Raw genomic sequence first — 22815 nt, 5'->3', positions numbered from 1 at the left:
GTCCGGCCGGGGGCGTTCGCGGCGTTCCCGCGCACCCGGTCGCCAGGGCCATCAAAATCAGGATTGCCAGCCGGCCGGCAATCCCCATGGCCGCCAGCCGGTGTCTTTCATCAGATCGCCGTTGGGTTTTCCTTGACTTTGTCATCGCGTTTCAGATTCCGTTTCTTGTTGACGACCCGTGCATAGCACAGATCCGGTTCCACGCTGACCACCTCAAGCCGTCCCACCATCTTGGGGCGTCCCTTGAGAACCCGGCCTTTGTACTCGATGGGCGCGCTCTCTTCGATCACATCCAGCACGGTGCCCTCGACCATGCCCTGATTGCTTCCCAGGTTGATCATGGCCTGATCGCCGGCCATCTGGACCACAAACCCCTTGAGGGGGTAACTGGCCACGATGGCGGTCAGCAGGTCACGGTTCAGCTGGAGCAGGGATTGGTTCCAATTCGATTCGGGCCCCAACTCGCGGGTCAGCGTTTTGGCGATTGCCGAGGTTTCCGTATCCACGAGCCGCAGATTGATCAGTGTATCGCCGGGCATGATGAACAGGCTGCCCGTGCCCATGAGGCGCGCGGCCATGACCCGTCCCAGGCGCAGGGCTGTCTCGGGGTCGGCCAGTTCCGAGGATCCCAGGTTGAGTTCGGCAAGCAGCTGATTCAGAATCACGCGATCCACCACCTTGACCCGGCCGGAGGCAGTCAGCTGGTCGGCCAGTTGATCGGTGAGGATCGTGGAGATGCCGTCCCGTTCGGCCAGCCCGCCCTTTTCGGCAAAGTCGATAAACGAGAAGACCAGCGGCCGGGAGGTCCATTCATCGCGCGCCTTGGCCGGGTTCAGCTTTTGGTTGCGATAGCGTTCGGCCAGCTCCCTGACCAGTTTGTCGATCTGCCGGCGTTTATCGGCATCCTTTTGCAGGGCGACCATCTCCTCGGCCTTGCGCGCCAGCAGCGTGGCAATGCTGTCCGCGGCGTCGGTGCTGGCGTCGGATGCCTGCCGGTAAGCTGCCAGGGCCTTATCCCACTGGCCTTCACGCTGGTAGGTCATCCCTTTGTTGGCCGTGGCTTCCACGAAGTACGGGTCCACCGCCACGGCCTGGTCGTACAGCTTACGGGCCTGGTCGGTTTTTCCCTCGCTGGCCAGGAAACGCCCGTAAAGGTTCAAGGCCGCGGCTTTTTGACGCGGCGACTCGGCCGTCGCAACGGTGGCCGATTTCAGTTCCGCTTCGGCGGCGGCCTTGTTGTTCTGGCGGTAGAGGACATCGGCCTTGACCAGATGGGCGGCACTGCGCTGGGGTGCCTTTTGGGTCACCTGATCGGCCAGGGCCAGGGCCTTGGCGTCCTCGCCTTTCTGCACGTAAACGGCACTGAGTCCCTCCTTGCCAATCACTTCCCCGTCACCGGGAGCGGCGGCCACCTCCTTGAAGAGGGTTTCGGCTTTGGCCAGATTACCGGATTTGATCTCCGCATAGCCCTTGACCGCCTTGGCGGCAATGTTTTTGGGGTTCTTGGCAATGACCGTGTCACTGATGGCCTTGGCCACCTCGGTTTGCTTGCGGCTCAAGGTCCGTTCCGCCAGGCGTACCAAAAGGACCTCCGTGCTTTTACCACCGCCCTGGAAAACATCCATTACCTGCCGATCCGGGCCGATGACGCAAACGAAGGCAGAATCGTTCGGGCGCCATACAAGTCGCTGACCGTTCCGCCATCGAGCAGCACCGGGAAGGCCGGTGTGGTTTGCTTGACATAGCGCGTCACCTTATCGGCCGGACTCATGGTCACCGCCCAGACGACCAGATTGCTGTCGAAATACTTCTTTTTCAGGTTGTTCAGGTAGGTCAATCCCTCCTGGCTGGGACGCGAGCCCGCGTTGAAAAAATAGAGCACGGCCATCTGGTGGTTTTTCAACGCCGAAAGGACGAAGGGGGTTCCCTGGGCATCCTTCAGGGTGAAGTCAGGAGCCGTCTGGCCGGCGGTGATCGGCGCACCGGCCATCAGCGGTGGGGAGCAGAAGAGGATCGCGGCCAGTATGCCCGCCCACCAGACGATCTTTTTTTTGCGCATGCGTTTTCCTCCTGTGTCGGGGGGCTCGGCCGCCGGAGGGTGGCGACGGCGGTGCGTTTGAAGGGCCCGTAGGCTCCGGCCGGCCGTTTCCCGGTTTAGCTTCCGATGTTGTCCTTTAAAAACAAAAGGATGGTTTCCATGGGCGTCAGGAATCCGATGGTGGCGGTTCCGCGGTAGCGTCCCTTGACCATGGCCACCAGGCGGCCCTGAACGTCGAATACCGGGCTGCCGCTACTGCCCGGATAGGTCGGCATGTCAACCTGCCATAAGGGCAGGTCACCCATCCGTCGTGGCGGGCTGTTGATGATACCCACCGAGAGCGTGCCGCCCCGGTTGTTGGGGCAACCGATGGAAAAGACGCGTTCCCCCATGCCGAGCAGAGCGCGGCCGTTCGAGATCGGCACGAAAAACAGATTGCTGGCCGCGCAACTGACCAGGGCCAGGTCGCGATGCGGATCCCGCCGGGTGATGGTTCCCGGCCGCTCGGTGCCGTCGTGAAACGTTACCATGACCTGCTGGTGGTCTTTCAGGTGATGGGCCGTGCAAAGCACCAGCCCGTCCGGATCGACCACCACGCCGGAAAACTGAACCGCTTCCTGCGTGGAGCGGGTCCGAATACAGACCACCGCTTCGAATTTTTCCAATACGGGCGTGGGGATATGCTGCGGCTGGCGGTATGGCGGTGGCAAAAAGGCCGATAGCGGATTCCGCAGATACCCTTCAACGTATTCCCGCAGCTCCTGGCAGGCCGCCACGCTGGGTCGAGGTCCATCATATACCACTGTCACCGTGGATGCCAGAGCGGATTGGGGATGGATGGTCACGTACCAGTGCTCGCGCGGCCGGTCGGCCGACAGGTGGAAATGACCGATGGCCGGAGAATCCCGATGCACCGTGAGGCCCTGGCGTTCCAACCAATCGGTGATGACCTGGGCCATTTCACTGGCCGGTGCGGGAAATCGGATGCCCGGGTCCGGCCCGGCGGCGTCTCCGCGGGCCGGGACGCGCGTCAGCGCGGTCAAAAACACTGCCAGACACAAGATGAAAACGCATTGGATCATCCGCTGGCACACCCATGGGGTGCGGTGCGCGTTACCTTTCATTCGGCCATCCATTTTGCGGAGCGTCAAAATGCGGGTTCCACTGGTGCCAACAGCGCTTGCAAAGACTGCGCGCGTGGTGCTCTATCCTTTTTCTGTCTACCTGCAATGGTAAACGAAATCAAATGAAAATAAAAGTTTCGGGTTGATTCCGCAGCCGATCCGGCCAGGGGCACGAGGGTGATTTGATTCCTTGCCCGGATGTAGATTGTGCTTCTCAGGGTCATTTAAAATTGATAAATAGGGGCCATCCAGAAGTGGTCAAATGGCCTGTCTCTGGACGGACACGATGGTGTGCGCAACCCGCGTACGATCCTGGAAACGCTGATGGCTGAAACGGATATCCATGGGCCCGACACGCCGATCACGCCGAAGCCGATCCTGCCGAAAGCGGCCTGATGAACCGAACCATACTGATCGTCGAGGATGAACCGGCCATTGCGGAGAATATCCGCTTTGCCCTGGAGACCGAAGGCTTTGCCACCCGTTGGCATGCCCTGGGTGCGGCGGTGCTGCCGCTTTTGGCCAGCGAGCCGATCGATCTGGTTGTTCTGGACGTGGGCCTGCCCGACATCAATGGGTTCGAGCTGTGCAAGGCGATCCGGCGCCAGTATCCCGTCCCGGTGATTTTTCTCACCGCCCGGTCCGATGAAATCGACCGCGTCGTCGGGCTCGAGATCGGTGCCGATGATTACATGGTCAAACCCTTTTCTCCACGGGAGCTGGCCGCCCGCGTACGGGCCGTGCTGCGTCGCAGCCAGCCGTCGATCGATACCTCGGTGCCGCCCGGCCAGGCGGGCTTCCGGGTGGATGCGTCCCGACGGCAGATCGCCTTCTATGGCCAGCCCCTCGTCCTGTCGCGCATCGAATACGAGATGCTGGCCTTGATGATCAGCGGCCGGGTCGGGTATTTTCCCGCGAGAGCCTCATGGCCCGGGTATGGGACCAGCCGGAGATGAGCACGGATCGTACCGTCGACGCGCATATCAAGAATCTGCGCAAGAAGCTCAAAGCCGTGCGACCGGATCTCGATCCCATCGAGACCTTCCGCGGGGTCGGCTATGCATTGAAAGCGGAACAATGCGGCTCGGTATAAAGATCCTGCTGGGTTATCTGCTGATTTTCGGCGTCGGTTTTTACTTTCTCACCTACGGTTTCCTGGGCAATATCCGCACCCGCTATCTGGAGGGCGTGGAGGAGGTACTGGTGGACCAATCCCGGCTCCTGGCCGGGTTTGTGGCTGCCGAAATCGCCGACGGACGCCGGTCCGCCGAAAAGTTGCAGGCGGTTTTCGACGAGGTTTACGACAAGGCCTTTTCGGCCCGGATTTACCAGTTGGAGAAGACCACCACGGATCTTTGCGTCTATGTGACCGATGCCCACGGCATCGTGGTGTTCGATTCACGCAATCCCGGCCTTAAAGGCGCCGACTACTCCGCCTGGCGCGATGTCTACCTGACCCTGCGGGGCCAGTACGGGGCCCGCACCAGCCATGAGGATGCGGACCAGCGATACCTCTCCACCCTGTATGTGGCCGCGCCGGTGATGGTTGGGGGCCAGATCGCCGGCGTGCTGACCGTTGGCAAGCCCACGGCCAACATCAACCGGTTCCTGGAGATTGCCCGCCGGCAGGTCATGCGCAAGGCCGTTGCCGCGGGCATCTGTGTGGTGGCCATCAGCACCGTTTTCATGTTTTTCGTTTTCCGACCCATCAAGCGCCTCACCGATTACGCCAATGCCGTGCGCCTGGGGCACAAGGCGACCCTTCCCCGCCTGGGCAGCGGTGAAATCGGCGAGATGGGGCGCGCTTTTGAGAAGATGCGCCGGGCACTGGAAGGGCGGGCTTACGTGGAGCGCTACGTCCAGGCACTCACCCATGAAATCAAAAGCCCGGTGGCGGCCATTGCCGGCGCGGCCGAACTGCTCGAGGAGGAGATGCCGCCGGCCCAGCGGCTGCGCTTTCTGGACAATATCCGCAAGGAGGCCGAGCGTATCCGCCGCCTGGTGGAGCGGCTGCTGGCCCTGTCGGCCATCGAGGGCATGCAGGCCCTCAAACAGACGTCCCGGGTGAATCCGGCCGAAACGGTACGGCAGGTGATCGATGAAATCCGGCCCATGCTGGCCAACACGCGGATCCACGTGAAACTCGATCTCGATGCCAGTGCACCGATTTTCGCCGATCCGTTTCTCCTGCGCCAGGCGATCTTCAATCTCTTCCAGAACGCCATCGATTTCAGCCCGGTCGAGGGAACCCTGCGCGTGAGCCTTATCCAAGGCCGGAACGATCTGACCGTGAGCATCGAAGACGAGGGGCCCGGCATCCCGGCCTTTGCCGGCGACCGGGTGTTTGAGAAATTCTATTCCCTGGGCCGGCCCGGCAGCGGCGAGAAAAGCACCGGCCTGGGCCTCAATCTCGTCAGGGAGATCGCCGTTTTGCACGGCGGCGATATCCGCCTGGAAAACCGCCGCCCCACCGGCGCACGTGCCCTTTTGACCCTTCCCCTGGCCGGCTGATCGTCTTTCCGCTTTCTCTTTTCATTCCTTTTTCACACAGTCTTCATTCCCCTTTCACGCCCCCGCGATAGGCTTTGCCCATGATAACCCCTCATGAAAGGAAACGCCATGAACCTGAATGAAACCCTGCGCAGCGCCACCTTCCGGATCGGCCGGTCGGTGACATTCAAACTTCTCACCATCTGCGTGCTGATTCTGATTCTGCTCATCCCCGTCTCCATGGTCCGGTCCCTGATTCGTGAGCGTGATTGGCGACAGGAGAAGGTCGTTAACGAAATCAACGCCAAATGGGGTGCCGCCCAGACCCTCAGCGGGCCGATTCTCTCGGTACCTTACCATAAGGTGATTCTCGATGAGAAAGGCAAGCAGATTCGCGTCACCCGTTACCTGCACCTTCTGCCCGATGCCCTGACCGTCACCGGCGAGGTCACCCCGCATGTCCGTTACCGGGGGATCTATCAAGCCGTGCTCTACCAGAGCCGCCTGGTCATCGAGGGACGCTTTCCGCAGTCCCTGGCCAACGACAACCGTATCCCGGATGGGGAACTTTTATGGGAAGATGCCTTCCTGGCCATCGGTATCAGCGACATGCGCGGCATTCGCGAGCGTATCGAAGGCACTTTTGGCGGACGTTCCTTGTCCATGGAGCCGGGCATGGCCACGCGGGATGTGCTTAAATCCGGTGTCAGCGCCGCGGTGGATCTGAGCGCCACGCCATCGCAAAACGGCTTCCGGTTTGTGCTCAATCTCAACGGCAGCGAGCGGCTGGATTTCATTCCCGTCGGACGCACCAACCAGGTCAGCCTACACTCCGCCTGGCCCGATCCCAGCTTCAGCGGCGCCTTCCTGCCGGTGGAACGTGACGTCACCACCAGCGGGTTCACCGCCCAGTGGAACGTTTTGCATTTGAACCGCAATTATCCCCAGAGTTGGACCGGCGGGGGGCAAAATCTGGCGGAATCGGCCTTTGGCGTGAGCCTCTTCACACCGGTCGACATTTACCAGAAAACCATGCGGACGGCCAAGTACGCCCTGATGTTCATCGTTTTCGCTTTCATGGCCTTTTTTCTGGCCGAGGTGATGCACCGCCAGCGGGTCCATCCGATCCAGTATTTATTGGTCGGCCTGGCAATCATTATTTTTTATGCCCTTTTACTCTCCATCAGCGAACAAACCACCTTCGGCCTGGCCTATTTGATCGCCTCGGTCGCCGTCATCGGCTGATCACCGCGTACGCCCGCACGATTCTGCAGCGCACGGGCATGGCAGTCATGGTCGGGGGCATCCTGACGGTCCTCTACGGATATCTGTACATCCTCTTGCAGTTGACCGATTATGCCCTCTTGATGGGCAGCCTCGGCCTCTTCGTGCTCCTGGCCCTGGTCATGTTCCTGACCCGGCGGGTGGACTGGTATGCCATGCGCGCCACCGATAGCGTCCTTGATGCAGCTTCGACTTCGGAAGGCGTGGCGTCATGATCCGTCGGCTTGGATGGGTGTTGCTCCTCATGGTTACGGCGGCGCTGGTTGCCGGCCGGATGGGTGAGTGGAGCATGCCGGATGGCCGGTCGGCCGCTGCCTGTCATCCGGTTCTCGCCGGGGCCCGGTTGGAGCTGCAAAAACGGACCCGTTACAACCGCCGGATGCTGGATGTGTACTTCCCGCCGGTATACCGTGACGGCCGGCGGCAGCCCCATGCGGTCTATCCCAACGGGGATGTCCGCCCGGACCAGGGGATCTGCGCCGATCTGGTGGTGCGCGCCCTGCGCCATGCCGGGGTGGATCTGCAGGCGGCGGTTTACCGGGATATCCGCGATCATCCCGGCGCCTATGATCGGCATCCGCCCGATCGCTTCATCGATCATCGCCGGGTATGGATCCTCTTACGCTATTTCAGGCGTCACTTTCGCCAACTGTCCGTGGATGCTCACCGGCCGTATGGCGGATGGCAAGCGGGAGACATCGTTGTCTGGCGCACCCGTTCGACAAGCCATCTTCACATCGGCGTCATCTCCGATCGCAAGGTCTCTTTTTCCGGGCGTCCCTTGGTCATCCACAACGCACCGCGGGTCCCCCTGGTCTTCCCCGGCCATACCACGGAACAGGATGTTCTCACCGGCATCGTCAGGCTGGGTATTCGCGTCCATCGCTGGACCATTATCGGCCATTTTCGCCTGCCACAGGCGGCCTGACACCATGGATGCCCGTCCATGGGGCTTTGATGCGCCCAATCTCTGAATTGACTTTCCGCCCGCCATTGGCTATCTGAGAAAAGATATGTACCGGCCATCCCAGGCGCGTGTCCCTCTATCGGATGCCATTGTCGATGGATATCCGTAGGGCGGCACGGTCTACCCCGCCATACCGGCCGTGATCAGCGATGCCGAAAAATCCCGTGCGTGGAAACCGGTTCCTATTTTCTAAGGGGCCAGGAAAGGCCATTATGGACCGTATCAAGCAGGCAGGGCAGGGGATGTGTATTCCGCTGCTGGTGGCAGTTTTTGCAATCCTTTGGTGGGGACTGCCAATTCCGGGCCCGTGTGCCCATGCGGAAACCGAGGGTCTGGCGGATGTTGTCCTCGTGATCGACAATTCCGGCAGCATGCGCAAGAACGACCCGGCATTTCTCATGCCCAAGACGGTTTCGACCTTCTTGGCGCAGTTGCCTGCCAGCGCCCGGGTGGCCATGGTGCGCTTCGACCAGCAGGCCCGTTTGCTGGAGCCCCTGTCGTCCCTGTCCGACCCAAAGACGCGCCAGGCATTGACCGAAAGCCTGAACCAAATCGACTACCGGGGGAGATTCACCGACAGCGCCGCCGGTCTGGAGCGGGCCGTGTACGAACTCAAAACCGCCGGTCGGCCCGATGCCCGGCAGAGCATCATCTTTTTGACCGACGGCATCGTGGACACGGGGAGCCCGAAAAAGGACGCGGAGCTAACCCGTTGGCTGAAAACCGACCTGGTCGATGACTGCACGGCATCGGGGATTCACATCCTGGGCATCGCCTTTACCGAAAAGGCCGACTTTCCGCTGATCCAGACCCTGGCCTCGCGCACCGACGGCGTTTATTTCCGGGCCACGCGCGCCGAGGATATCGCCGGTGTTCTGGATCAAATCCAGGCCCACCTGCTGCCTTCCGTGGAAGAGACGGCACCGGTGGCGATAGTGGCGCCATCGCCCGCGCCGGTGGTGCCACCGGTCCCTCCCGCTGTCACCCAGACCGCACCGCCGCCTTCCCCGACGGAAACACCGCCGGCACCGGCCCCGCCCGAAACCCCGGATGGGTTCGGAACCATTTCCCTGCCCATGCTGCTGATCATTGCCCTTCTCATCGTGCTCGTGGCTTTTTTGGTGTTCAAGGTATTCAACCGACCGCCTGCGGTGGCGCCGCCCAAAGCCAGCCCGATATCTGTTCCCCTCATGGAAGCGCCATTTCCGCCGAATTGGGAACTCCAGCCCCTGGATGACAGTGACACCGCCGTTCACCGTTATGACCAGGCCCGTTTGACCATCGGGCGCGACAGTCGCAACGATCTGGTACTGGCCGCGCCCACGGTTTCCAACCTGCATGCCACCATCGTGTATCGTGACCGCACTTTCTTCCTGGAAGACCAGCGCAGCACCAACGGCACCCGCCTGAATGGCCAGCGGGTGACCGCCCACACGCCCGCCAAGCTGAAAAGTGGAGACCTTATCCAGTTCGCCGACCGGGTGTTCAAGTTCATCCGCTTGGATCAGTTGATCAGTGGGGACACCGTGATGCTGGACATCACGGCTTTGGGCGCCGCGATGGGTGAGCCGCCGAGTATCCATTCCGCGGTGGCCGAGCCGGAGAAGCGTTTTCAGGACTGTCTGGTGCAGCACCTGGAACAAATCCGCCGGCTCGGCGGGAAATACAATCAATTCGTGGAAACCTATTTTTCCGAAGCCATGGTATCGGCCATCGCCGTCCAGGCATGGGAAAACATGCAACAGGTACGCACGGACCCGGACCAAGGGTGCTCTTCCATGATCAAGGGCAGCGCGTTTTATGTGATCTGCGCCTTGCCGGTACCGGCTGCCGAGGCTGCCGGATGGTTCGGCAAACGCTATGGCGGCTTTACCCGGTTCATCTCCCGGTGGATCAAGTCCGATGGTTACGATGTGACCGCCTGCGACCTGTTTTGCATGATTACCTCCGGCATGCGCCAGGACCAGCCCTGGGTCAGCTTGACGGTGGTGCCCACCCATGACGAACCGGATCCGGTGGAAATCATGTCGGTCAAGTTTCTCTCAGATGATGAAAAGAAGGATCTGGGGCTGGAATTTGACAACCATGGCCGGGTCCTGTGATGATTGCCGGCCGGGATTAACCTGTTGACCCCCCTTTCACTGATTGTTATTGATGAAGAGCAAGATTTTTCATGCGGATCATTTGGATCTAATCTCAGGATGAGACTGCGAACATGGGAGAAACGGATCAATCACCTTTCGTTCTGGGAGAGGCAAACCTCAAAGCCGATACCACCGGCAGCAATTTTCCGGATCGTTACGCGGTCAAGGAGGTGGGGCCGGACAGGGTGCTGACCTGCCTGGAGGCGCCCAACCTGCAGGTGATCGTCAAGGCCGGCATGACTGTCGCGACATCGGCCGTGCGCAAAGCGGCTCCGGGGACCATCTATCTGGACGGAGTGGCCCAGGCCGAACCCTTTCTCGACCACGAACGCAAGGTCTACAACCTGGATCACCATGAAGGCTGCGTGCGGGCATTCACCCTCTCCACCTGTGAGCAGGCCCTGATCATGTGCGTCAAGGGGCTGGACCTGCGGGATCGGGAGTGGAAGATCTTCGCCAACGAACCCGATCTGGATACGGTCCTGGCGATCTGGATCATCCTCAACCATCAGCGGGTCAACAATCGGGAGGCGATCAACCGACGGGCGCTTTTCGCTTTGGTCCGCTTGGAAGGCGTCATCGATTCCCTCGGCCTGGAGCTGCGTGAACTTACCGCCCTGCCCGCGGAACTCATGCAAAAGCTGATGCGGGTCATCGATCGTCTGCGCGCCGATGAATTGGATCTGAAGAAGGCCGGAGAGTGGACCAAGACCGATTTTATCGGGTACACCATGAGTGTGCTGCGCAAGCTGGATCAATTTCTCATCAAGGTCGGCGAACTGGATGATTTCAAGGGCGTTGAGGAATTGGCCCGCGTCGAGCTGACCAACAACCGCATCGCCGTGGTGGTCGCTTCGGATTTGGGCATCTACGAGTTGGAGCCCCACCTGACCAAACTTTACGGCAACCGCCTGGGGTGGGTGGCCCTGCGCAAGGATGAGAAAACCTACACGTTGCGACAGATGGACCTGTTCATGCCGGTCAACCTGGAAGACGTCTACCAGCGGCTGAACTACATGGATCCGGCGGTCAAGGGCCGAATGGGCATCAGCCGCTGGGGAGGGTCCGGTGATATCGGCGGTTCTCCGCGTGATCAGGGGACCAAACTGACCCCGGCCGAGATCGCTTCGGCCTGTCGTGACGTGATCGAGAAACGCAGTGACATTCGTCATATCAAACGATTTCTGGTCAGCGCCGGCTATTGCCTGCTGATCCTGCTGGCCGCCATCGCCACGGCGCAGAACTGGCTGCCGATGCGCTGGTTCGGTCTGACGCAGCTCAGTGCACCCATCCGCAGCCATGCATTCGGTTTTTACGCGGCCCTTTTGGTGGTCACGGCTTTGACGTTGTTCATCCTGGCCTTCCGGCGACCCTGGCAGTTCGGGCTCATGCTGCCGGCCGGCAAAGACTGGTGGCGACTGCTGCCCCTGGCCGTCGTTTGCGGGTTGACCGGTGGAATGCTCGCGCCGGACAAGGCCCTGTTTGCCGCCGACCGTTATCTGAGCTGGGCATTTGCCCTGATTCTGATTCCACTTTCCCTGGAGTTGCTCTTCCGGGGGCTCATCCACGGCATGATGGCCCAACTGGCCAGTATCCAGGATTCCGAAAGCCGTTGGTTCTTCTCGGGTCCGACGATTGGTGCCGCTTTGTTATACGCCCTGGCCATCGGCATTCAAGGCGTTCTGCTTTCGCCCACCCCCATGGCAACCCTGACCAGTTACCGCTTGCTCAAACACATCGCCGTGGCCGGATTCTTCGGTATCGGTGCCGGCATGATCCGGGAGCGTTCCCACAGCATATTGATCGCCTGGTTGTTTCACGCCCTTGCCGTGGCGACCATGCTTTTGGTTTACGGGGTGGTGTGACCGCCAGACGATCCAACGCGACAGACGGCATGCGCCAGAACCCAGTCGTTGCGGCGGTGTTGAACACGCTGACCCCGGATACCCCGGACCGGCGGGCCAACCCGCAAGCCAAGGGAGACTTGAACGTTGAGTGACGAAAAAGCCGCATCCGGCGCCATTGCCATTAACGAAGCCCAGTTGATCCTGGCCGAGAAGCGCACCTCGCTGGCCGTGATGCGTACCGGCATCGCCGTGCTGGCCCTGCCGCTGTCGGTGACCAGCCTTTTGATCGCCACATCCAAATACTACGATGTGCTGCACGTGTTGCACTTTCTGGTTCCCCTACTGATCATCAACACGGCCTTGGTGGTCCTTGGCACCTACCTCGTCGGCCGGTCGATCGTGCGCATGCGGCGTTACGACCGGCTGATCGTCGAGATCAAGGCCCGGCACAGTATTCTGCGGGAATTCATCGACTGAAGGACGGATTCGTATCCCGCCCCCTATGGATGGACGCCTATTGTTTTTCGTTGCGCCCATAAGGATGCCAAGCTAAACGAAAATGTGCCGGCTGCGGCAAGCAGCAGTCCCCATTCCACCCAATGGTCACCCATCGCGTCAGCAACCCGCAATCCCAGGCTCGCGCTGACGGGTCTGATGTGAATATCCACTTTCCCCTGATGGATATGTGCGGTCACGTAGTGGTGAAAAAAGTGCTTCCGGTCGGCCCTGGCCTGCAGCTCACCCCCACCGCCACCCGTAATCGTGTAGGGCACGCCTTGCCGGATGCCCGAGAAGTAACCATGGATATGCCCGGCAAAAAGATGGGTGACATGGTAGCGCTGGAACAGATTCATCAGGTCCGCACCGTCCTGGAGGTTTTTGTGAAAGCGCCCGCCCCGCGGATCAAACGGGGGAACATGCATGAAAACGAAACGGTTATCCATGAATTGCGCATTTTCCAGGACGGCCGCCAGCCATTCGCGATCCTTTTGACCCACGCCGCTTTGTGTGGGGGCATTCAGGATGATGAATTCATTTCTGCCGATGGCAAAGTGATCGTTGGGAGTGCCGAAGATGGCCCGGTAATTTGCATCGGACTCATCTTGTTGAAGATCGTGGTTGCCGATGACGGTAACCAGGGGAATGGCCAAATCATCATCCAGTTCGCCGATGAAATGACGATAATTGCTTTTGCTGCCACCGTTGACAAAGTCGCCCACAGCGACGGCAAAAGATGACTCCTTTTTGTGATCAATGTCTTTCAACAGCGCGTCAAAGAGAGCATAGCCATCCTTGTTGTCGCCGAATACGGCAAAGGTGAAATCGGAAGGATCTTGCGTTTGGATGGCGGCGATGGCGTCATGGTTCCCATTGGAGACGCCCACCGGAGCATAGGTATCCCATGCCAGGAAAACGAGATACACAGCGCCGCACGCGGCCATGATGCCCAAGCTGAAGCGATAGCGCCACAGCATTTGTTTCAATTCCGACCATCGATTCATTTCATTACGCCTTTCCGAATGTTTGATTCCCATGGAAGTTGAATTTTTACCCGTCCATCAAGCTTAATCCCTTCCCGATGAAGAAACCATGAACGCCGTGAATTGACCGGCCGAAGCGTTAAGGCGCGTCTTCACGGATCCTTCATGTTGCCCTGGTATACGCATTTCCATGAATGTTGCCCAATATACTGGACGGCTACCGGACGGCGGCCGCAACGCAAATCGCGTCCTGGCCCTTTTGGGCGTGTTGTACCTCTTGGTCTACATCCTGCCATTGAGCCACCGGCCACTGCTGCTGCCGGATGAAACCCGCTACTTCGAGATTCCGCGGGAAATGATCGCCACCGGCGACTGGGTGGTGCCCCGCCTGGACGGCCTGGTCTATTTTGAGAAACCCGTGATGGGCTATTGGGCCAACGCCTTGGCCATGCTCGTGGTGGGTCAAAACGCCTTTGCCGTGCGCCTTCCCGGTGCCATGGCCATGGGTGTCGTGGCCCTGGCATTGTTTTTCGGCTTTCGGCGGACGGGGGATGAAGAGCCGCCGGCCTGGTTGGCGCCTTTGATCTTTCTGACCAGCGCCGAGACATTCGCCATCGGCACCTTCGGTGTCCTGGACAGCCTCTTCAGCATGTTTCTCACGCTGGCCATGTTCGCCTTTTTTCAAGGGTACCAGACCCGGCGAGGCGGACACCGCCGTGGATGGTTGCTTTTGGCCGGCGCCTTGATCGGCGCTGCTTTTCTCACCAAGGGATTCATCGCCTTCGTCGTTCCGGGGCTGATTCTTGCTGCCTTTGCTTTCTGGGAAGGCCGCCTGGCCACCTTGCTGCGCACCAGCTGGCTGCCGGTTTTGTCCGCGCTGGCCGTGATCCTGCCCTGGGGAGTGGCGATTTATCGGCGCGAAGGTGATTTCTGGCCCTATTTCATCTGGGTGGAGCATATTCAGCGTTTCCTTCACCCCGGCAGGGGCCAGCATCCCGAAGCCTTCTGGTTTTTCGTCCCCGTTTTTGTCGCCGGCATGCTGCCCTGGTCGGTGGTCGCGCCGGCGGCGGTCCTGGGGTTGCGTAACCGCTGGGGGGATTCACGGATCCGTTTCCTGACCTGTTGGCTCATCGGTACCTTTCTCTTTTTCTCGGCTTCATCGGGGAAGCTGGTGACTTACATCCTACCGTGCTTTCCCCCGGCGGCCGCATTGATGGCCATGGGGCTATGGCGCTACCAGGGCCAAGGCGGATGGCGCGCGTTCCGCCGGGGGACCGGCATTTGGGGCGGTGTGCTCATTCTGGTGGCCGTGGGCCTGGCGGTAGATCAACTGACCGGTATGCTGGGTGCCCGGCCCTATGGCCCACAGGAGGCTTGGAAATGGGCCTTGGCCTGTGCCGGCCTGGTGGTCTGGGGGGGCGGAAGCCTGTGGAGCCGCCATGCATCGGGATCTTCGCGAAAGCTCGTCGGATTCGCCCTGGCGGGAGTGCTCTTTTTTTCCCTGGCCGCCTTCATTTTTCCCGAATCGATATACGCCAGAAAAGCGCCCGGGCTTCTGCTGGCGCGGCATCGGCAACAGATCCCTGACGATGCGTGATCGTTGCCGACGGGTATCTGGTGCGGGCCGTCTGTGCCGCCTTCCAGCGACAGGATGTCCGGTTGTTCATCACACCGGACGAGCTTGCCTATGGCCTTCGGCGCGCACCGGCACAACGGCGGCTGTCGGACGCAAACGCCCTGGCCCGATTGATCGCCGCCCAGCGAAAAGCCTTGCACCCGGTGATCGTTGTCCTGCGCCGTGATCATATGAAACGCTACCGGGGTGTGTTGCCCGAACCCAATGGAATGGATATTTATGGCAACTTTGTGTTATTATCCTTTTAATCCACCGTTCATCCGCCTGTGATTTCCGAACCTGCCCCCGACGGAAGGGATGCGGTGGCCAGCAAGACGACGAATCGCCGGAACACAATCATGAAAATTCTTATTGTTGATGATTCACCCGATCTGCTTGCCCAGGTATGCCAGGCCCTTGGCCGGGAACGCTATGATCTGGAGACCGCGGAAGATGGCGAGGCGGCCCTGGACAAGTTGTTCGACAATCCCTTTGATCTGGTGCTCCTGGACATCATGCTGCCCAAACAGGATGGGCTTGCCGTCCTGAAGGAGATGCGCGCCGCCGATATCAAGACGCCGGTCCTGATGCTGACGGCCAAGGGCGACGTGGAGGACCGCATCCGGGGGCTTGATTTGGGTGCCGATGACTACCTGGCCAAGCCTTTTTCCATGGGCGAGCTCCTGGCCCGGGTGCGGGCGCTTTTCAGACGTTTCAGCGATCACCGCCAACCACTTCTGATGGCCGGCCCCATCAGCCTCGACACGGTCACCCGGGAGGTCCGTAACGATAGGCAGCACATCGACCTGACGCCCAAGGAGTTCTCCATTCTCGAGTTTCTGCTCTATAATATGGATCGCGCCATCTCCCGCTTCAGTCTGGCCGAGCATGTCTGGGGCGACGCATTCGATCCCTTCACCATGTCCAACAGCATCGATGTGCATATCAAGAATCTACGCCGCAAGCTGGGGGATGACGGCGGCCGGTTGATTCAGACCATCCGGGGCGTGGGGTATATCGTCAGGAGTGAATCCGCATGACCATCCGCAGCCGGATCATGCTGTGGATCATCGGTGCCGGCGGATTGACCAGTCTGCTGTTTTCCATCGCGATTTTTTTCGAAATGCGAGAACAGCCATACGACATCCTCGATGCGGAGCTGGAACAGAAGGCGCGCATGCTGATCCGGCAGCTGAACGAGGAGCCGGATGCCCTGCGGACCGAAAGGAACGAATGGGTTCGGGTTTACGACCCGCAGGGCAAGTTGGTTTTTGCCTCGCCGTTTGCCCAATCGATTGATTTGCAAATCATTCCCGGCGATGACAAACAGACCCTGCGCCAGTGGATCCCAGAAGCCGAGGCACATGCGTTTTCCCTTGACCATGGGGATGGAGAAGACCCGGATGCCAAAATCCCCTTCCGGGTAAGGCTGCTTGACGTTCAAGACGGTGACGTCCGGTATCGGATCCAGATTGCCAAACCCATGGTCAAGCTGGATGCGGAGATCCGTGAACTTGTCTGGATCGTTGCCCTGGGGCTGGCGGCGTCGATTCTTCTGCTTTTCGGCTTGAGCCACTTCGTGGCCCGGCAGATCCTGAAGCCGATCGGTCGGATCAACCATCTGGCACGGGAAATCAATGAGAAAACCCTGAGCAAACGAATCCCTTTGGGAAACAGCCGGGACGAGCTCTATGAACTCAGTATTTCCCTGAACCAGATGTTCGATCGTCTGCAATTCTCGTTCAACCAGCAGAAACAGTTTTTGGCCAGTGCGTCCCACGAGCTGAAAAGCCCGATTGCCATATTGCGGCTCTTCATGGATCATGCCATTGACAGCGATGACGTGCCGGTGGCACTCAAACGGCAGTTGACCGACCAGAACCGCATTCTGCTGCAGATGGACCGCTTGATCAAGACCCTGCTGACCCTTTCGGCGCTGGAGTTGAACACGACCCTGAAAGAGGACGCCTTTGACTTGGGCGACCTTATTGAATCGGTGTTGAAGGATTTTGATCTGGCGATCCAGGATAAGCGTATCACGTTGCGGAGCGACATCCCGCAATCCGTGCCGTTTGCCGGCGATGGGGAAAAGTTGCGGCAGGTCATGGTCAACTTGGTGGACAATGCCATTAAATATGGCCGGGAAGACGGAGAAATTCATATCACCGTCCAAAGAACCCCAGCGGACGTCCGGCTGATCGTTTTCAATACCGGCGACGGCATTCCCACCACCGAGCTGGAGCGGGTTTGCGAGCCGTTCTACAGGGTTGAAAAATCCCGCAGTCAGCGATATGGCGGAACCGGGCTGGGCTTGAGCATCGTCCAGCAGATTATTCGTCTGCATGGCGGCAGGATCCGTCTGGAAAGCGAGCCCGGCGCGTGGACCCGTGTGCGGATCACATTGCCCATAAAAACCATTGAACCCTTTTCTACGAATTGAGGTTGCCAACAGATGCGCGATACTTTTTTGCCCTTTTCCCGGCCCGCCATCAGCGAAGCAGAGATCGCCGACGTGGCCGACGTGCTGCGGTCCGGCTGGATTACCACCGGCCCGAAGAACGCCGAGCTGGAAGCCCGCTTCTGCGACTTCGCCGGCTGTCAATCGGCGGTCTGCGTTTCCTCGGCCACCGCCGGCATGCACATTACCCTAAAGGCGCTGGGCATCGGACCCGGCGATGAGGTGATCACGCCCGCCATGACCTGGGTCTCCACAGTCAACCTGATCGTGTTGGCCGGTGCCCGGCCGGTGTTCGCCGATGTGGATCGGGAAACCCTCATGGTCACCCCCGACACCATTGCCGAGAAGATCACGCCGCGCACGCGCCTGATCATTCCGGTCCATTTTGCCGGTGCCCCGGCGGACATGCGGCCCATCCGCGAGCTGGCCGCCGGGCACGGCGATATTCCCCTGGTCGAGGATGCGGCCCATGCCGTCGGCACGGCCTATGATGGCGAACCGGTGGGTCGTCGGGGAACGGCGATCTTCTCATTCCATCCCATCAAGAACATCACCACTGGCGAGGGCGGCATGGTCTGCACCGACGACCCGGACCTGGCCGTGCGTCTGCGGCGGCTGAAATTCCACGGCCTGGGCGTGGACGCCTTCGACCGTCAGACCCAGGGCCGCGCCCCCCAGGCGGAGGTGCTCGAACCGGGCTACAAATACAACCTGCCCGATATCCTGGCCGTGCTGGGCCTGGGGCAGCTGGCGCGCCTCACGGAGATGAATGCCCGGCGGACGATGCTGGCCGAATACTATGGCCAGCGGCTGGAAGCCTTTCCCGAAATCCGGCCGCTGGGCATTCCCGACTACCCCCATGAAACATGCCTGGCACCTTTACATCATCCGTCTGGTCACGGACCGGCCGGGTTTGGATCGGGATCGTTTCATGGCCGAACTCAAGGCGCGCAATATCGGAACCGGCCTGCATTTCCGGGCCGCCCACCTGCAGAAGTACTACCGTGAGACCTTCCCTGAAACCGTGGGCGCCTTGCCGAATACGGAGTGGAATTCCCAGCGCATTTGCTCCCTGCCGCTGTTCCCGGAGATGACCCGCGAAGATGTGGACGATGTGATCAACGCCATAGAAGAGGTCCTTGCCTGATGAGCGAACCCTGCAAACTGTCGGTGGTGATTCCCGTTTTCAACGAGGAAGCCAATCTTGATGAACTGATTCGCCGGTGCCTGGCCGCCTGCCGGAGTGCCGGTCGGCCCTTTGAGATGATCCTGGTGGATGATGGCAGCCGCGACCGTTCGGCCGAAATGCTCGAAGCCGCGGCAGCGGCGCATCCGGAAGCGATCAAGGCCGTTTTTCTCAACCGCAACTACGGCCAGCACGCCGCCATCATGGCCGGCTTCGAGCAGGTATCCGGCGAGATCGTGGTTACCCTGGATGCGGACTTGCAGAACCCGCCCGAGGAGATTCCACGCCTGGCGACCACCATGGATGAGGGCTTCGATGTGGTGGGCACGGTGCGCGCCAACCGCCAGGACAGCCTGTTCCGCCGTTTGGCCTCGGCCCTGATCAATCGGGCCGTGCAGAAGGCACCGGCGTGATGATGCATGATTACGGATGCATGCTGCGGGCCTATCGCGCCACTATCGTGCGGGCCATGCTGATGTGCCACGAGCGCAGTACCTTCATTCCTGTGCTGGGCAACAGCTTCGCCCGGCGCACCACCGAGATCGAGGTCGGCCACGACGCCCGCAAGCAGGGTGACTCCAAATACAGTTTTTCACGCCTGATCTCGCTGATGTTCGACCTGGTTACCTCCATGACCACCTATCCCCTGCGGCTGCTCAGCATCATGGGGCTCATCGTATCGGCCCTGGGGATCGGTTTCGGTTTTTTCCTTTTGTTCATGCGTTTGATCTTCGGTACGGCGTGGGCCGCCGAGGGGGTTTTTACGCTTTTTGCGATTCTGTTTATCTTTGTCGGTGCGCAGTTCATCGGTATGGGACTTTTGGGAGAATATCTCGGCCGTGTTTACAATGACGTCCGGGCAAGGCCGCGCTACTTTATCCAGCGGGTCATTTGTGGCAATCAATGTGAGGAGAAAATGCGATGAAAGCGGTTGTACTGGCCTATCACAACATCGGCTGCGCGGGCATCCGCGCCTTGCTGGAAAACGGATTCGACATCGCGGCCGTGTTTACGCATCGCGACGACCCGACCGAAGCGGTCTGGTTCGATTCGGTGGCCGAGTTGGCGTCCGGTTTGGGAATTCCGGTATTTGCCCCGGACGACATCAACCATCCCCTGTGGGTGGAACGGATTCGCAAACTGGCGCCGGACATTATTTTCTCGTTCTATTTCCGTGATATGGTGAAGGCGGAAATCCTGGACATACCGCCCGCCGGCTGCCTCAACCTGCACGGATCGCTGTTGCCCCGGTATCGCGGCCGCTGCCCGATCAACTGGGTGCTGCTGAACGGGGAGACCGAGACCGGCGTGACCCTGCACCACATGACCCCCCGGCCCGATGATGGGGATATCGTGGGCCAGCGGCGTATTCCCATCGACGACGCGGACACCGCCCTGAGCCTGCACCACAAGGTGGCGACCGCTGCCGGTGAACTCCTGGACAAGGTATTGCCGCGGATCATCGACGGCAGCGCCCCGCGGACGCCCCAGGACCGATCCCTGGCCTCCTATTTCGGTGGCCGGCGGCCGGCGGACGGCGAGATGGATTGGCGTCAGCCGGCATCGGCGGTGAGAAATCTCGTGCGTGCCGTCACCCGACCTTATCCCGGCGCCTTCAGCCACATCGGCAACCGCCAATGCTTCTTCTGGTCCGTTCGTGAGACAGAGGCCGCATCCGGCAGCCCGGGGGAAGTTCTCTCGGTTGCGCCCCTGGTGATCCGCTGCGGTCAGGGGGCCGTCGAAGTGGTGACCGGGCAGGGCAATGGCAGCATCACCCTGAGCGGCGCCCAACTGGCCGAAGAGTTGGGGCTGGCGGAGGGCATGCGCTTCGGCGGGCGGCCGGAGATCCGGATCCGCAAAGCCCGCAAGCAAAGCGTGCTGATTCTGGGGGTCAACGGCTTCATCGGTAACCACCTCAGCGAACGCCTGCTGGACAGCGGGGCCTACGAAGTCCACGGCATGGACCTTTACACGGATGCGTTGGAACGGCTCATGGGCCATCCGGACTTTCACTTTTTCGAGGGCGATATCGCCATTCACCGGGAGTGGATCGAGTACCATGTGCGCAAATGCGATATCGTCCTGCCCCTGGTGGCCATCGCCACGCCCATCGAATACGTGCGCAATCCCTTGCGCGTTTTCGAGTTGGATTTCGAGGAGAACCTGCGCGTGGTGCGCTATTGCGCCAAATACGGCAAGCGGATCATTTTTCCCTCCACCTCGGAGGTGTACGGTATGTGCACGGACGAGCGTTTTGACGAAGACCGGTCGCGTCTGGTGCTGGGGCCGATCAACAAGCAGCGCTGGATCTACTCGTGCAGCAAGCAACTGCTCGACCGGGTGATCTGGGCCTACGGCGCCACCCGATCGTTGCCCTTTACGCTTTTCCGCCCCTTCAACTGGATCGGCCCCCGCCTGGACAGCCTGGAGTCGGCGCGGATCGGCAGCTCGCGGGCCATCACCCAGCTGATTCTCAACCTGGCCGAGGGCACGCCGATCAAGCTGGTGGACGGCGGCCGGCAGATGCGCTGCTTCACCGATGTCAAGGACGGCGTGGAGTGCCTCTTCCGGATCATCGAAAATCCGGGCAACGCCTGTAACGGACGGATCTTCAACATCGGCAACCCGGACAACGAAGCCTCCATCGAAGATCTTGCCGGCATGCTCATCGATCAGTTCGAAAAGCACCCCTTGCGAAACCGCTTCCCGCCGCTGGCCGGCGTCCGCAGGGTGGAGAGCCATGCCTACTACGGGTCGGGCTACGAGGATGTCCAGCACCGCAAGCCGAGTATCGAAAACGCCCGCCGGACATTGGGCTGGACCCCGCAGATTCCCCTGGAGCAATCGGTGGCCGAAACTGGATTTTTTTCTGCGGGATGCCACCGGCGTCGATGATGCCTCGTCGCCGTCGCCCGGATCGGCAGCGTCGACAGCCCACCGGCGACCCTTTGTGGAGAATATCGCGTGATCGACCTCGGCCTGCGCGTGGATGTGGATACCCTGACCGGTACCCGGCAGGGCGTGCCGACGCTCTGCCGGCTCCTGCGGCGGCACGGCATCCGGGCATCCTTTTTCTTCTCCGTGGGGCCGGACAACATGGGGCGGCATGTCTGGCGCCTGTTGCGGCCGGTCTTTCTCGTCAAGATGCTGCGTTCACGGGCCGCCAGCCTCTACGGGTGGGATATATTACTGCGTGGCACCTTCTGGCCCGGCCCGCAGATCGGCGTCAAAGCTGCGGTGATGATCCGCGAAGCGGTTCTGGAGGGGCATGAGATCGGTCTGCATGCCTGGGATCATCACGCCTGGCAGGCCCATGTGGACCACATGCGCCGGCGGCCATCGACCGGATCTTGCGGCGTGGTTTCGACCGGCTCACGGAAATCACCGGCCTGCCGCCGGTTTGTTCAGCGGTGCCGGGCTGGCGCTGTACCTCCGCGGCCCTGACCGCCAAACAGGCCTTTCCCTTTGTCTACAACAGCGACTGCCGCGGCCGGCGTATTTTCTATCCGCTGGTGGCGGGTCGGCCGCTCTCCCAGCCGCAGATTCCCGTGACCCTGCCCACCTATGACGAGGTGATCGGCCGGAACGGGATCAACGATGCAAATTACAACGACCATCTGCTCGGCCTGATCCGACCCGACCGGCTCAATGTGCTGACGATCCACGCCGAGGTGGAAGGCGGCGTTCGCAGCGCCATGTTTGCCGATTTTCTCCATGCGGCGTTGAACCGGGGGATCCGACCGGTCCCCCTGAGAGACCTGTTGTCAGAGGCCGCCATTGAACCGGGCGAGATGATCCGCGGATCCATTCCCGGCCGTGAGGGCTGGCTGGCCTGCCAAGGGGAGGAAATCCATGGGTAATTCGCTGCATTCACGAATGACCTGGCTGTTGCTGTTGGGCTTTGTGCTGGTCTATCTTTGCCCCATCGGTTTTCGGCCCATGATCGTTCCCGACGAGGTGCGCTACGCCGAAATTCCCCGCGAGATGATCGCCACCGGCGACTGGATCGTGCCGCGGCTCAACGGTTTACCCTACTTTGAAAAACCGGTTCTGGGATACTGGCTCACCGGGCTGTCCATGCTGGCTTTTGGCCAAACGCCTTTGCCGTGCGTTTCCCCCCGGCGCTGGCCGCAGGGCTTTCCGCCTTCGTGGTGGCCCTGATCCTGCGGCGCAGCGGGCAG

General features: G+C 60.6%; 25 protein-coding genes. 21 read left to right on the top strand and 4 right to left on the bottom strand.

What is annotated here, in order from left to right:
• Positions 1–110: 110 nt before the first annotated feature.
• The 3 genes from JCM12296_RS20495 to JCM12296_RS20485 all read right to left on the bottom strand — a co-directional run bounded on the left by JCM12296_RS20495 (position 111) and on the right by JCM12296_RS20485 (position 3162).
• Entirely contained in the window at positions 111–1625 is a 1515-nt protein-coding gene (locus tag JCM12296_RS20495; RefSeq protein ID WP_054697358.1) for a tetratricopeptide repeat protein, read from the bottom strand.
• Entirely contained in the window at positions 1625–2059 is a 435-nt protein-coding gene (locus tag JCM12296_RS20490; RefSeq protein WP_054697355.1) for a peroxiredoxin family protein, read from the bottom strand. Before JCM12296_RS20490 ends, JCM12296_RS20495 begins: the two co-directional genes overlap by 1 nt.
• A gap of 95 nt (positions 2060–2154) precedes the next feature.
• Positions 2155–3162 (bottom strand): S1 family peptidase, encoded by a 1008-nt coding sequence (locus tag JCM12296_RS20485; protein WP_054697352.1) that lies wholly within the window; start codon positions 3160–3162, stop codon positions 2155–2157.
• 395 nt (positions 3163–3557) lie between these two features.
• Here JCM12296_RS20485 and JCM12296_RS20480 point away from each other — a divergent pair, with 395 nt between their 5' ends.
• The 9 genes from JCM12296_RS20480 (at position 3558) to JCM12296_RS20445 (ending at position 12371) form a co-directional block, all read left to right on the top strand.
• The gene (locus tag JCM12296_RS20480) at positions 3558–4118 is read left to right on the top strand and encodes a response regulator (protein WP_246804629.1); all 561 of its coding nucleotides are present in this window, start codon (positions 3558–3560) and stop codon (positions 4116–4118) included.
• Positions 4088–4255 (top strand): winged helix-turn-helix domain-containing protein, encoded by a 168-nt coding sequence (locus tag JCM12296_RS45105; protein ID WP_246804628.1) that lies wholly within the window; start codon positions 4088–4090, stop codon positions 4253–4255. Before JCM12296_RS20480 ends, JCM12296_RS45105 begins: the two co-directional genes overlap by 31 nt.
• Positions 4240–5673: a two-component system sensor histidine kinase CreC gene (creC, locus tag JCM12296_RS20475; protein WP_054697349.1), complete on the top strand. Its 1434-nt coding sequence runs from the start codon at positions 4240–4242 to the stop codon at positions 5671–5673. The genes JCM12296_RS45105 and creC overlap by 16 nt, the downstream gene beginning before the upstream one ends.
• Positions 5674–5781: 108 nt before the next feature.
• Positions 5782–6897 carry a cell envelope integrity protein CreD gene (gene creD, locus JCM12296_RS20470; RefSeq protein WP_054697347.1) on the top strand — a complete coding sequence of 372 codons (1116 nt, stop codon included), beginning with the start codon at positions 5782–5784 and terminating at the stop codon, positions 6895–6897.
• A gap of 38 nt (positions 6898–6935) precedes the next feature.
• Positions 6936–7151, top strand: coding sequence for an inner membrane CreD family protein (locus JCM12296_RS47855; RefSeq protein ID WP_083456349.1), 216 nt, complete (start codon positions 6936–6938; stop codon positions 7149–7151).
• Positions 7148–7864 (top strand): DUF1287 domain-containing protein, encoded by a 717-nt coding sequence (locus JCM12296_RS20460; RefSeq protein ID WP_054697341.1) that lies wholly within the window; start codon positions 7148–7150, stop codon positions 7862–7864. The genes JCM12296_RS47855 and JCM12296_RS20460 overlap by 4 nt, the downstream gene beginning before the upstream one ends.
• Positions 7865–8115: 251 nt before the next feature.
• On the top strand, positions 8116–10005 hold the full coding sequence (locus tag JCM12296_RS20455; protein ID WP_054697338.1) for an FHA domain-containing protein: 1890 nt from the start codon (positions 8116–8118) through the stop codon (positions 10003–10005).
• A gap of 113 nt (positions 10006–10118) precedes the next feature.
• Entirely contained in the window at positions 10119–11912 is a 1794-nt protein-coding gene (locus JCM12296_RS20450; RefSeq protein WP_054697335.1) for a CPBP family intramembrane glutamic endopeptidase, read from the top strand.
• 126 nt (positions 11913–12038) lie between these two features.
• Complete coding sequence (locus JCM12296_RS20445; protein ID WP_054697332.1) at positions 12039–12371, top strand: hypothetical protein; 333 nt, start codon at positions 12039–12041, stop codon at positions 12369–12371.
• A gap of 23 nt (positions 12372–12394) precedes the next feature.
• On the opposite strand, the gene JCM12296_RS20440 is transcribed toward JCM12296_RS20445, so the two are convergent.
• Positions 12395–13396, bottom strand: a complete 1002-nt coding sequence (locus JCM12296_RS20440) for a metallophosphoesterase family protein (protein ID WP_054697328.1) — start codon at positions 13394–13396, stop codon at positions 12395–12397.
• A gap of 169 nt (positions 13397–13565) precedes the next feature.
• Between JCM12296_RS20440 and JCM12296_RS20435 the strand changes: the two genes are divergently transcribed.
• The 12 genes from JCM12296_RS20435 (at position 13566) to JCM12296_RS20395 (ending at position 22795) form a co-directional block, all read left to right on the top strand.
• Positions 13566–14972: a phospholipid carrier-dependent glycosyltransferase gene (locus JCM12296_RS20435; protein WP_054697326.1), complete on the top strand. Its 1407-nt coding sequence runs from the start codon at positions 13566–13568 to the stop codon at positions 14970–14972.
• Entirely contained in the window at positions 14969–15259 is a 291-nt protein-coding gene (locus tag JCM12296_RS20430) for a hypothetical protein (protein ID WP_054697325.1), read from the top strand. The genes JCM12296_RS20435 and JCM12296_RS20430 overlap by 4 nt, the downstream gene beginning before the upstream one ends.
• A 90-nt stretch (positions 15260–15349) precedes the next feature.
• A complete protein-coding gene (locus JCM12296_RS20425; protein WP_172684009.1) occupies positions 15350–16030 on the top strand; it encodes a response regulator transcription factor in 681 nt (226 codons plus the stop codon).
• The gene (locus JCM12296_RS20420) at positions 16027–17430 is read left to right on the top strand and encodes a sensor histidine kinase (RefSeq protein WP_054697320.1); all 1404 of its coding nucleotides are present in this window, start codon (positions 16027–16029) and stop codon (positions 17428–17430) included. The genes JCM12296_RS20425 and JCM12296_RS20420 overlap by 4 nt, the downstream gene beginning before the upstream one ends.
• A 12-nt stretch (positions 17431–17442) precedes the next feature.
• Positions 17443–18456 (top strand): aminotransferase class I/II-fold pyridoxal phosphate-dependent enzyme, encoded by a 1014-nt coding sequence (locus tag JCM12296_RS20415; protein ID WP_218188185.1) that lies wholly within the window; start codon positions 17443–17445, stop codon positions 18454–18456.
• Positions 18362–18595: a DegT/DnrJ/EryC1/StrS family aminotransferase gene (locus JCM12296_RS42195; protein ID WP_422698959.1), complete on the top strand. Its 234-nt coding sequence runs from the start codon at positions 18362–18364 to the stop codon at positions 18593–18595. The genes JCM12296_RS20415 and JCM12296_RS42195 overlap by 95 nt, the downstream gene beginning before the upstream one ends.
• Positions 18595–19047 (top strand): glycosyltransferase, encoded by a 453-nt coding sequence (locus tag JCM12296_RS45100; protein ID WP_246804627.1) that lies wholly within the window; start codon positions 18595–18597, stop codon positions 19045–19047. Before JCM12296_RS42195 ends, JCM12296_RS45100 begins: the two co-directional genes overlap by 1 nt.
• Positions 19044–19559, top strand: coding sequence for a hypothetical protein (locus JCM12296_RS45095; RefSeq protein ID WP_246804625.1), 516 nt, complete (start codon positions 19044–19046; stop codon positions 19557–19559). The genes JCM12296_RS45100 and JCM12296_RS45095 overlap by 4 nt, the downstream gene beginning before the upstream one ends.
• A complete protein-coding gene (arnA, locus tag JCM12296_RS20405; RefSeq protein ID WP_172684008.1) occupies positions 19556–21529 on the top strand; it encodes a bifunctional UDP-4-amino-4-deoxy-L-arabinose formyltransferase/UDP-glucuronic acid oxidase ArnA in 1974 nt (657 codons plus the stop codon). Before JCM12296_RS45095 ends, arnA begins: the two co-directional genes overlap by 4 nt.
• 69 nt (positions 21530–21598) lie before the next feature.
• Positions 21599–22078 (top strand): polysaccharide deacetylase family protein, encoded by a 480-nt coding sequence (locus tag JCM12296_RS42190; RefSeq protein ID WP_218188183.1) that lies wholly within the window; start codon positions 21599–21601, stop codon positions 22076–22078.
• Positions 21985–22494, top strand: a complete 510-nt coding sequence (locus JCM12296_RS42185; RefSeq protein WP_218188182.1) for a polysaccharide deacetylase family protein — start codon at positions 21985–21987, stop codon at positions 22492–22494. Before JCM12296_RS42190 ends, JCM12296_RS42185 begins: the two co-directional genes overlap by 94 nt.
• Positions 22487–22795, top strand: a complete 309-nt coding sequence (locus JCM12296_RS20395) for a hypothetical protein (protein ID WP_054697317.1) — start codon at positions 22487–22489, stop codon at positions 22793–22795. The genes JCM12296_RS42185 and JCM12296_RS20395 overlap by 8 nt, the downstream gene beginning before the upstream one ends.
• The last annotated feature ends 20 nt before the right edge of the window (positions 22796–22815 follow it).

This window comes from Desulfosarcina cetonica JCM 12296, from assembly GCF_001311845.1.
In the GTDB taxonomy this organism is placed as follows: Bacteria; Desulfobacterota; Desulfobacteria; order Desulfobacterales; family Desulfosarcinaceae; genus Desulfosarcina; species Desulfosarcina cetonica.
The sequence above is the reverse complement of the archived record's forward strand: the minus strand, read 5'-3'. Positions and strand labels throughout refer to the sequence as shown.

Excerpts from the sequence above, each read along its gene's own strand:
- JCM12296_RS20495 (WP_054697358.1), bottom strand. The coding sequence starts at position 1,625 with ATGGATGTTTTCCAGGGCGGTGGTAAAAGCACGGAGGTCCTTTTGGTA.
- JCM12296_RS20490 (WP_054697355.1), bottom strand. The coding sequence starts at position 2,059 with ATGCGCAAAAAAAAGATCGTCTGGTGGGCGGGCATACTGGCCGCGATC.
- JCM12296_RS20485 (WP_054697352.1), bottom strand. The coding sequence starts at position 3,162 with ATGAAAGGTAACGCGCACCGCACCCCATGGGTGTGCCAGCGGATGATC.
- JCM12296_RS20480 (WP_246804629.1), top strand. The coding sequence starts at position 3,558 with ATGAACCGAACCATACTGATCGTCGAGGATGAACCGGCCATTGCGGAG.
- JCM12296_RS45105 (WP_246804628.1), top strand. The coding sequence starts at position 4,088 with ATGGCCCGGGTATGGGACCAGCCGGAGATGAGCACGGATCGTACCGTC.
- creC (WP_054697349.1), top strand. The coding sequence starts at position 4,240 with ATGCGGCTCGGTATAAAGATCCTGCTGGGTTATCTGCTGATTTTCGGC.
- creD (WP_054697347.1), top strand. The coding sequence starts at position 5,782 with ATGAACCTGAATGAAACCCTGCGCAGCGCCACCTTCCGGATCGGCCGG.
- JCM12296_RS47855 (WP_083456349.1), top strand. The coding sequence starts at position 6,936 with ATGGCAGTCATGGTCGGGGGCATCCTGACGGTCCTCTACGGATATCTG.
- JCM12296_RS20460 (WP_054697341.1), top strand. The coding sequence starts at position 7,148 with ATGATCCGTCGGCTTGGATGGGTGTTGCTCCTCATGGTTACGGCGGCG.
- JCM12296_RS20455 (WP_054697338.1), top strand. The coding sequence starts at position 8,116 with ATGGACCGTATCAAGCAGGCAGGGCAGGGGATGTGTATTCCGCTGCTG.
- JCM12296_RS20450 (WP_054697335.1), top strand. The coding sequence starts at position 10,119 with ATGGGAGAAACGGATCAATCACCTTTCGTTCTGGGAGAGGCAAACCTC.
- JCM12296_RS20440 (WP_054697328.1), bottom strand. The coding sequence starts at position 13,396 with ATGAATCGATGGTCGGAATTGAAACAAATGCTGTGGCGCTATCGCTTC.
- JCM12296_RS20435 (WP_054697326.1), top strand. The coding sequence starts at position 13,566 with ATGAATGTTGCCCAATATACTGGACGGCTACCGGACGGCGGCCGCAAC.
- JCM12296_RS20425 (WP_172684009.1), top strand. The coding sequence starts at position 15,350 with ATGAAAATTCTTATTGTTGATGATTCACCCGATCTGCTTGCCCAGGTA.
- JCM12296_RS20420 (WP_054697320.1), top strand. The coding sequence starts at position 16,027 with ATGACCATCCGCAGCCGGATCATGCTGTGGATCATCGGTGCCGGCGGA.
- JCM12296_RS20415 (WP_218188185.1), top strand. The coding sequence starts at position 17,443 with ATGCGCGATACTTTTTTGCCCTTTTCCCGGCCCGCCATCAGCGAAGCA.
- JCM12296_RS45100 (WP_246804627.1), top strand. The coding sequence starts at position 18,595 with ATGAGCGAACCCTGCAAACTGTCGGTGGTGATTCCCGTTTTCAACGAG.
- arnA (WP_172684008.1), top strand. The coding sequence starts at position 19,556 with ATGAAAGCGGTTGTACTGGCCTATCACAACATCGGCTGCGCGGGCATC.
- JCM12296_RS20395 (WP_054697317.1), top strand. The coding sequence starts at position 22,487 with ATGGGTAATTCGCTGCATTCACGAATGACCTGGCTGTTGCTGTTGGGC.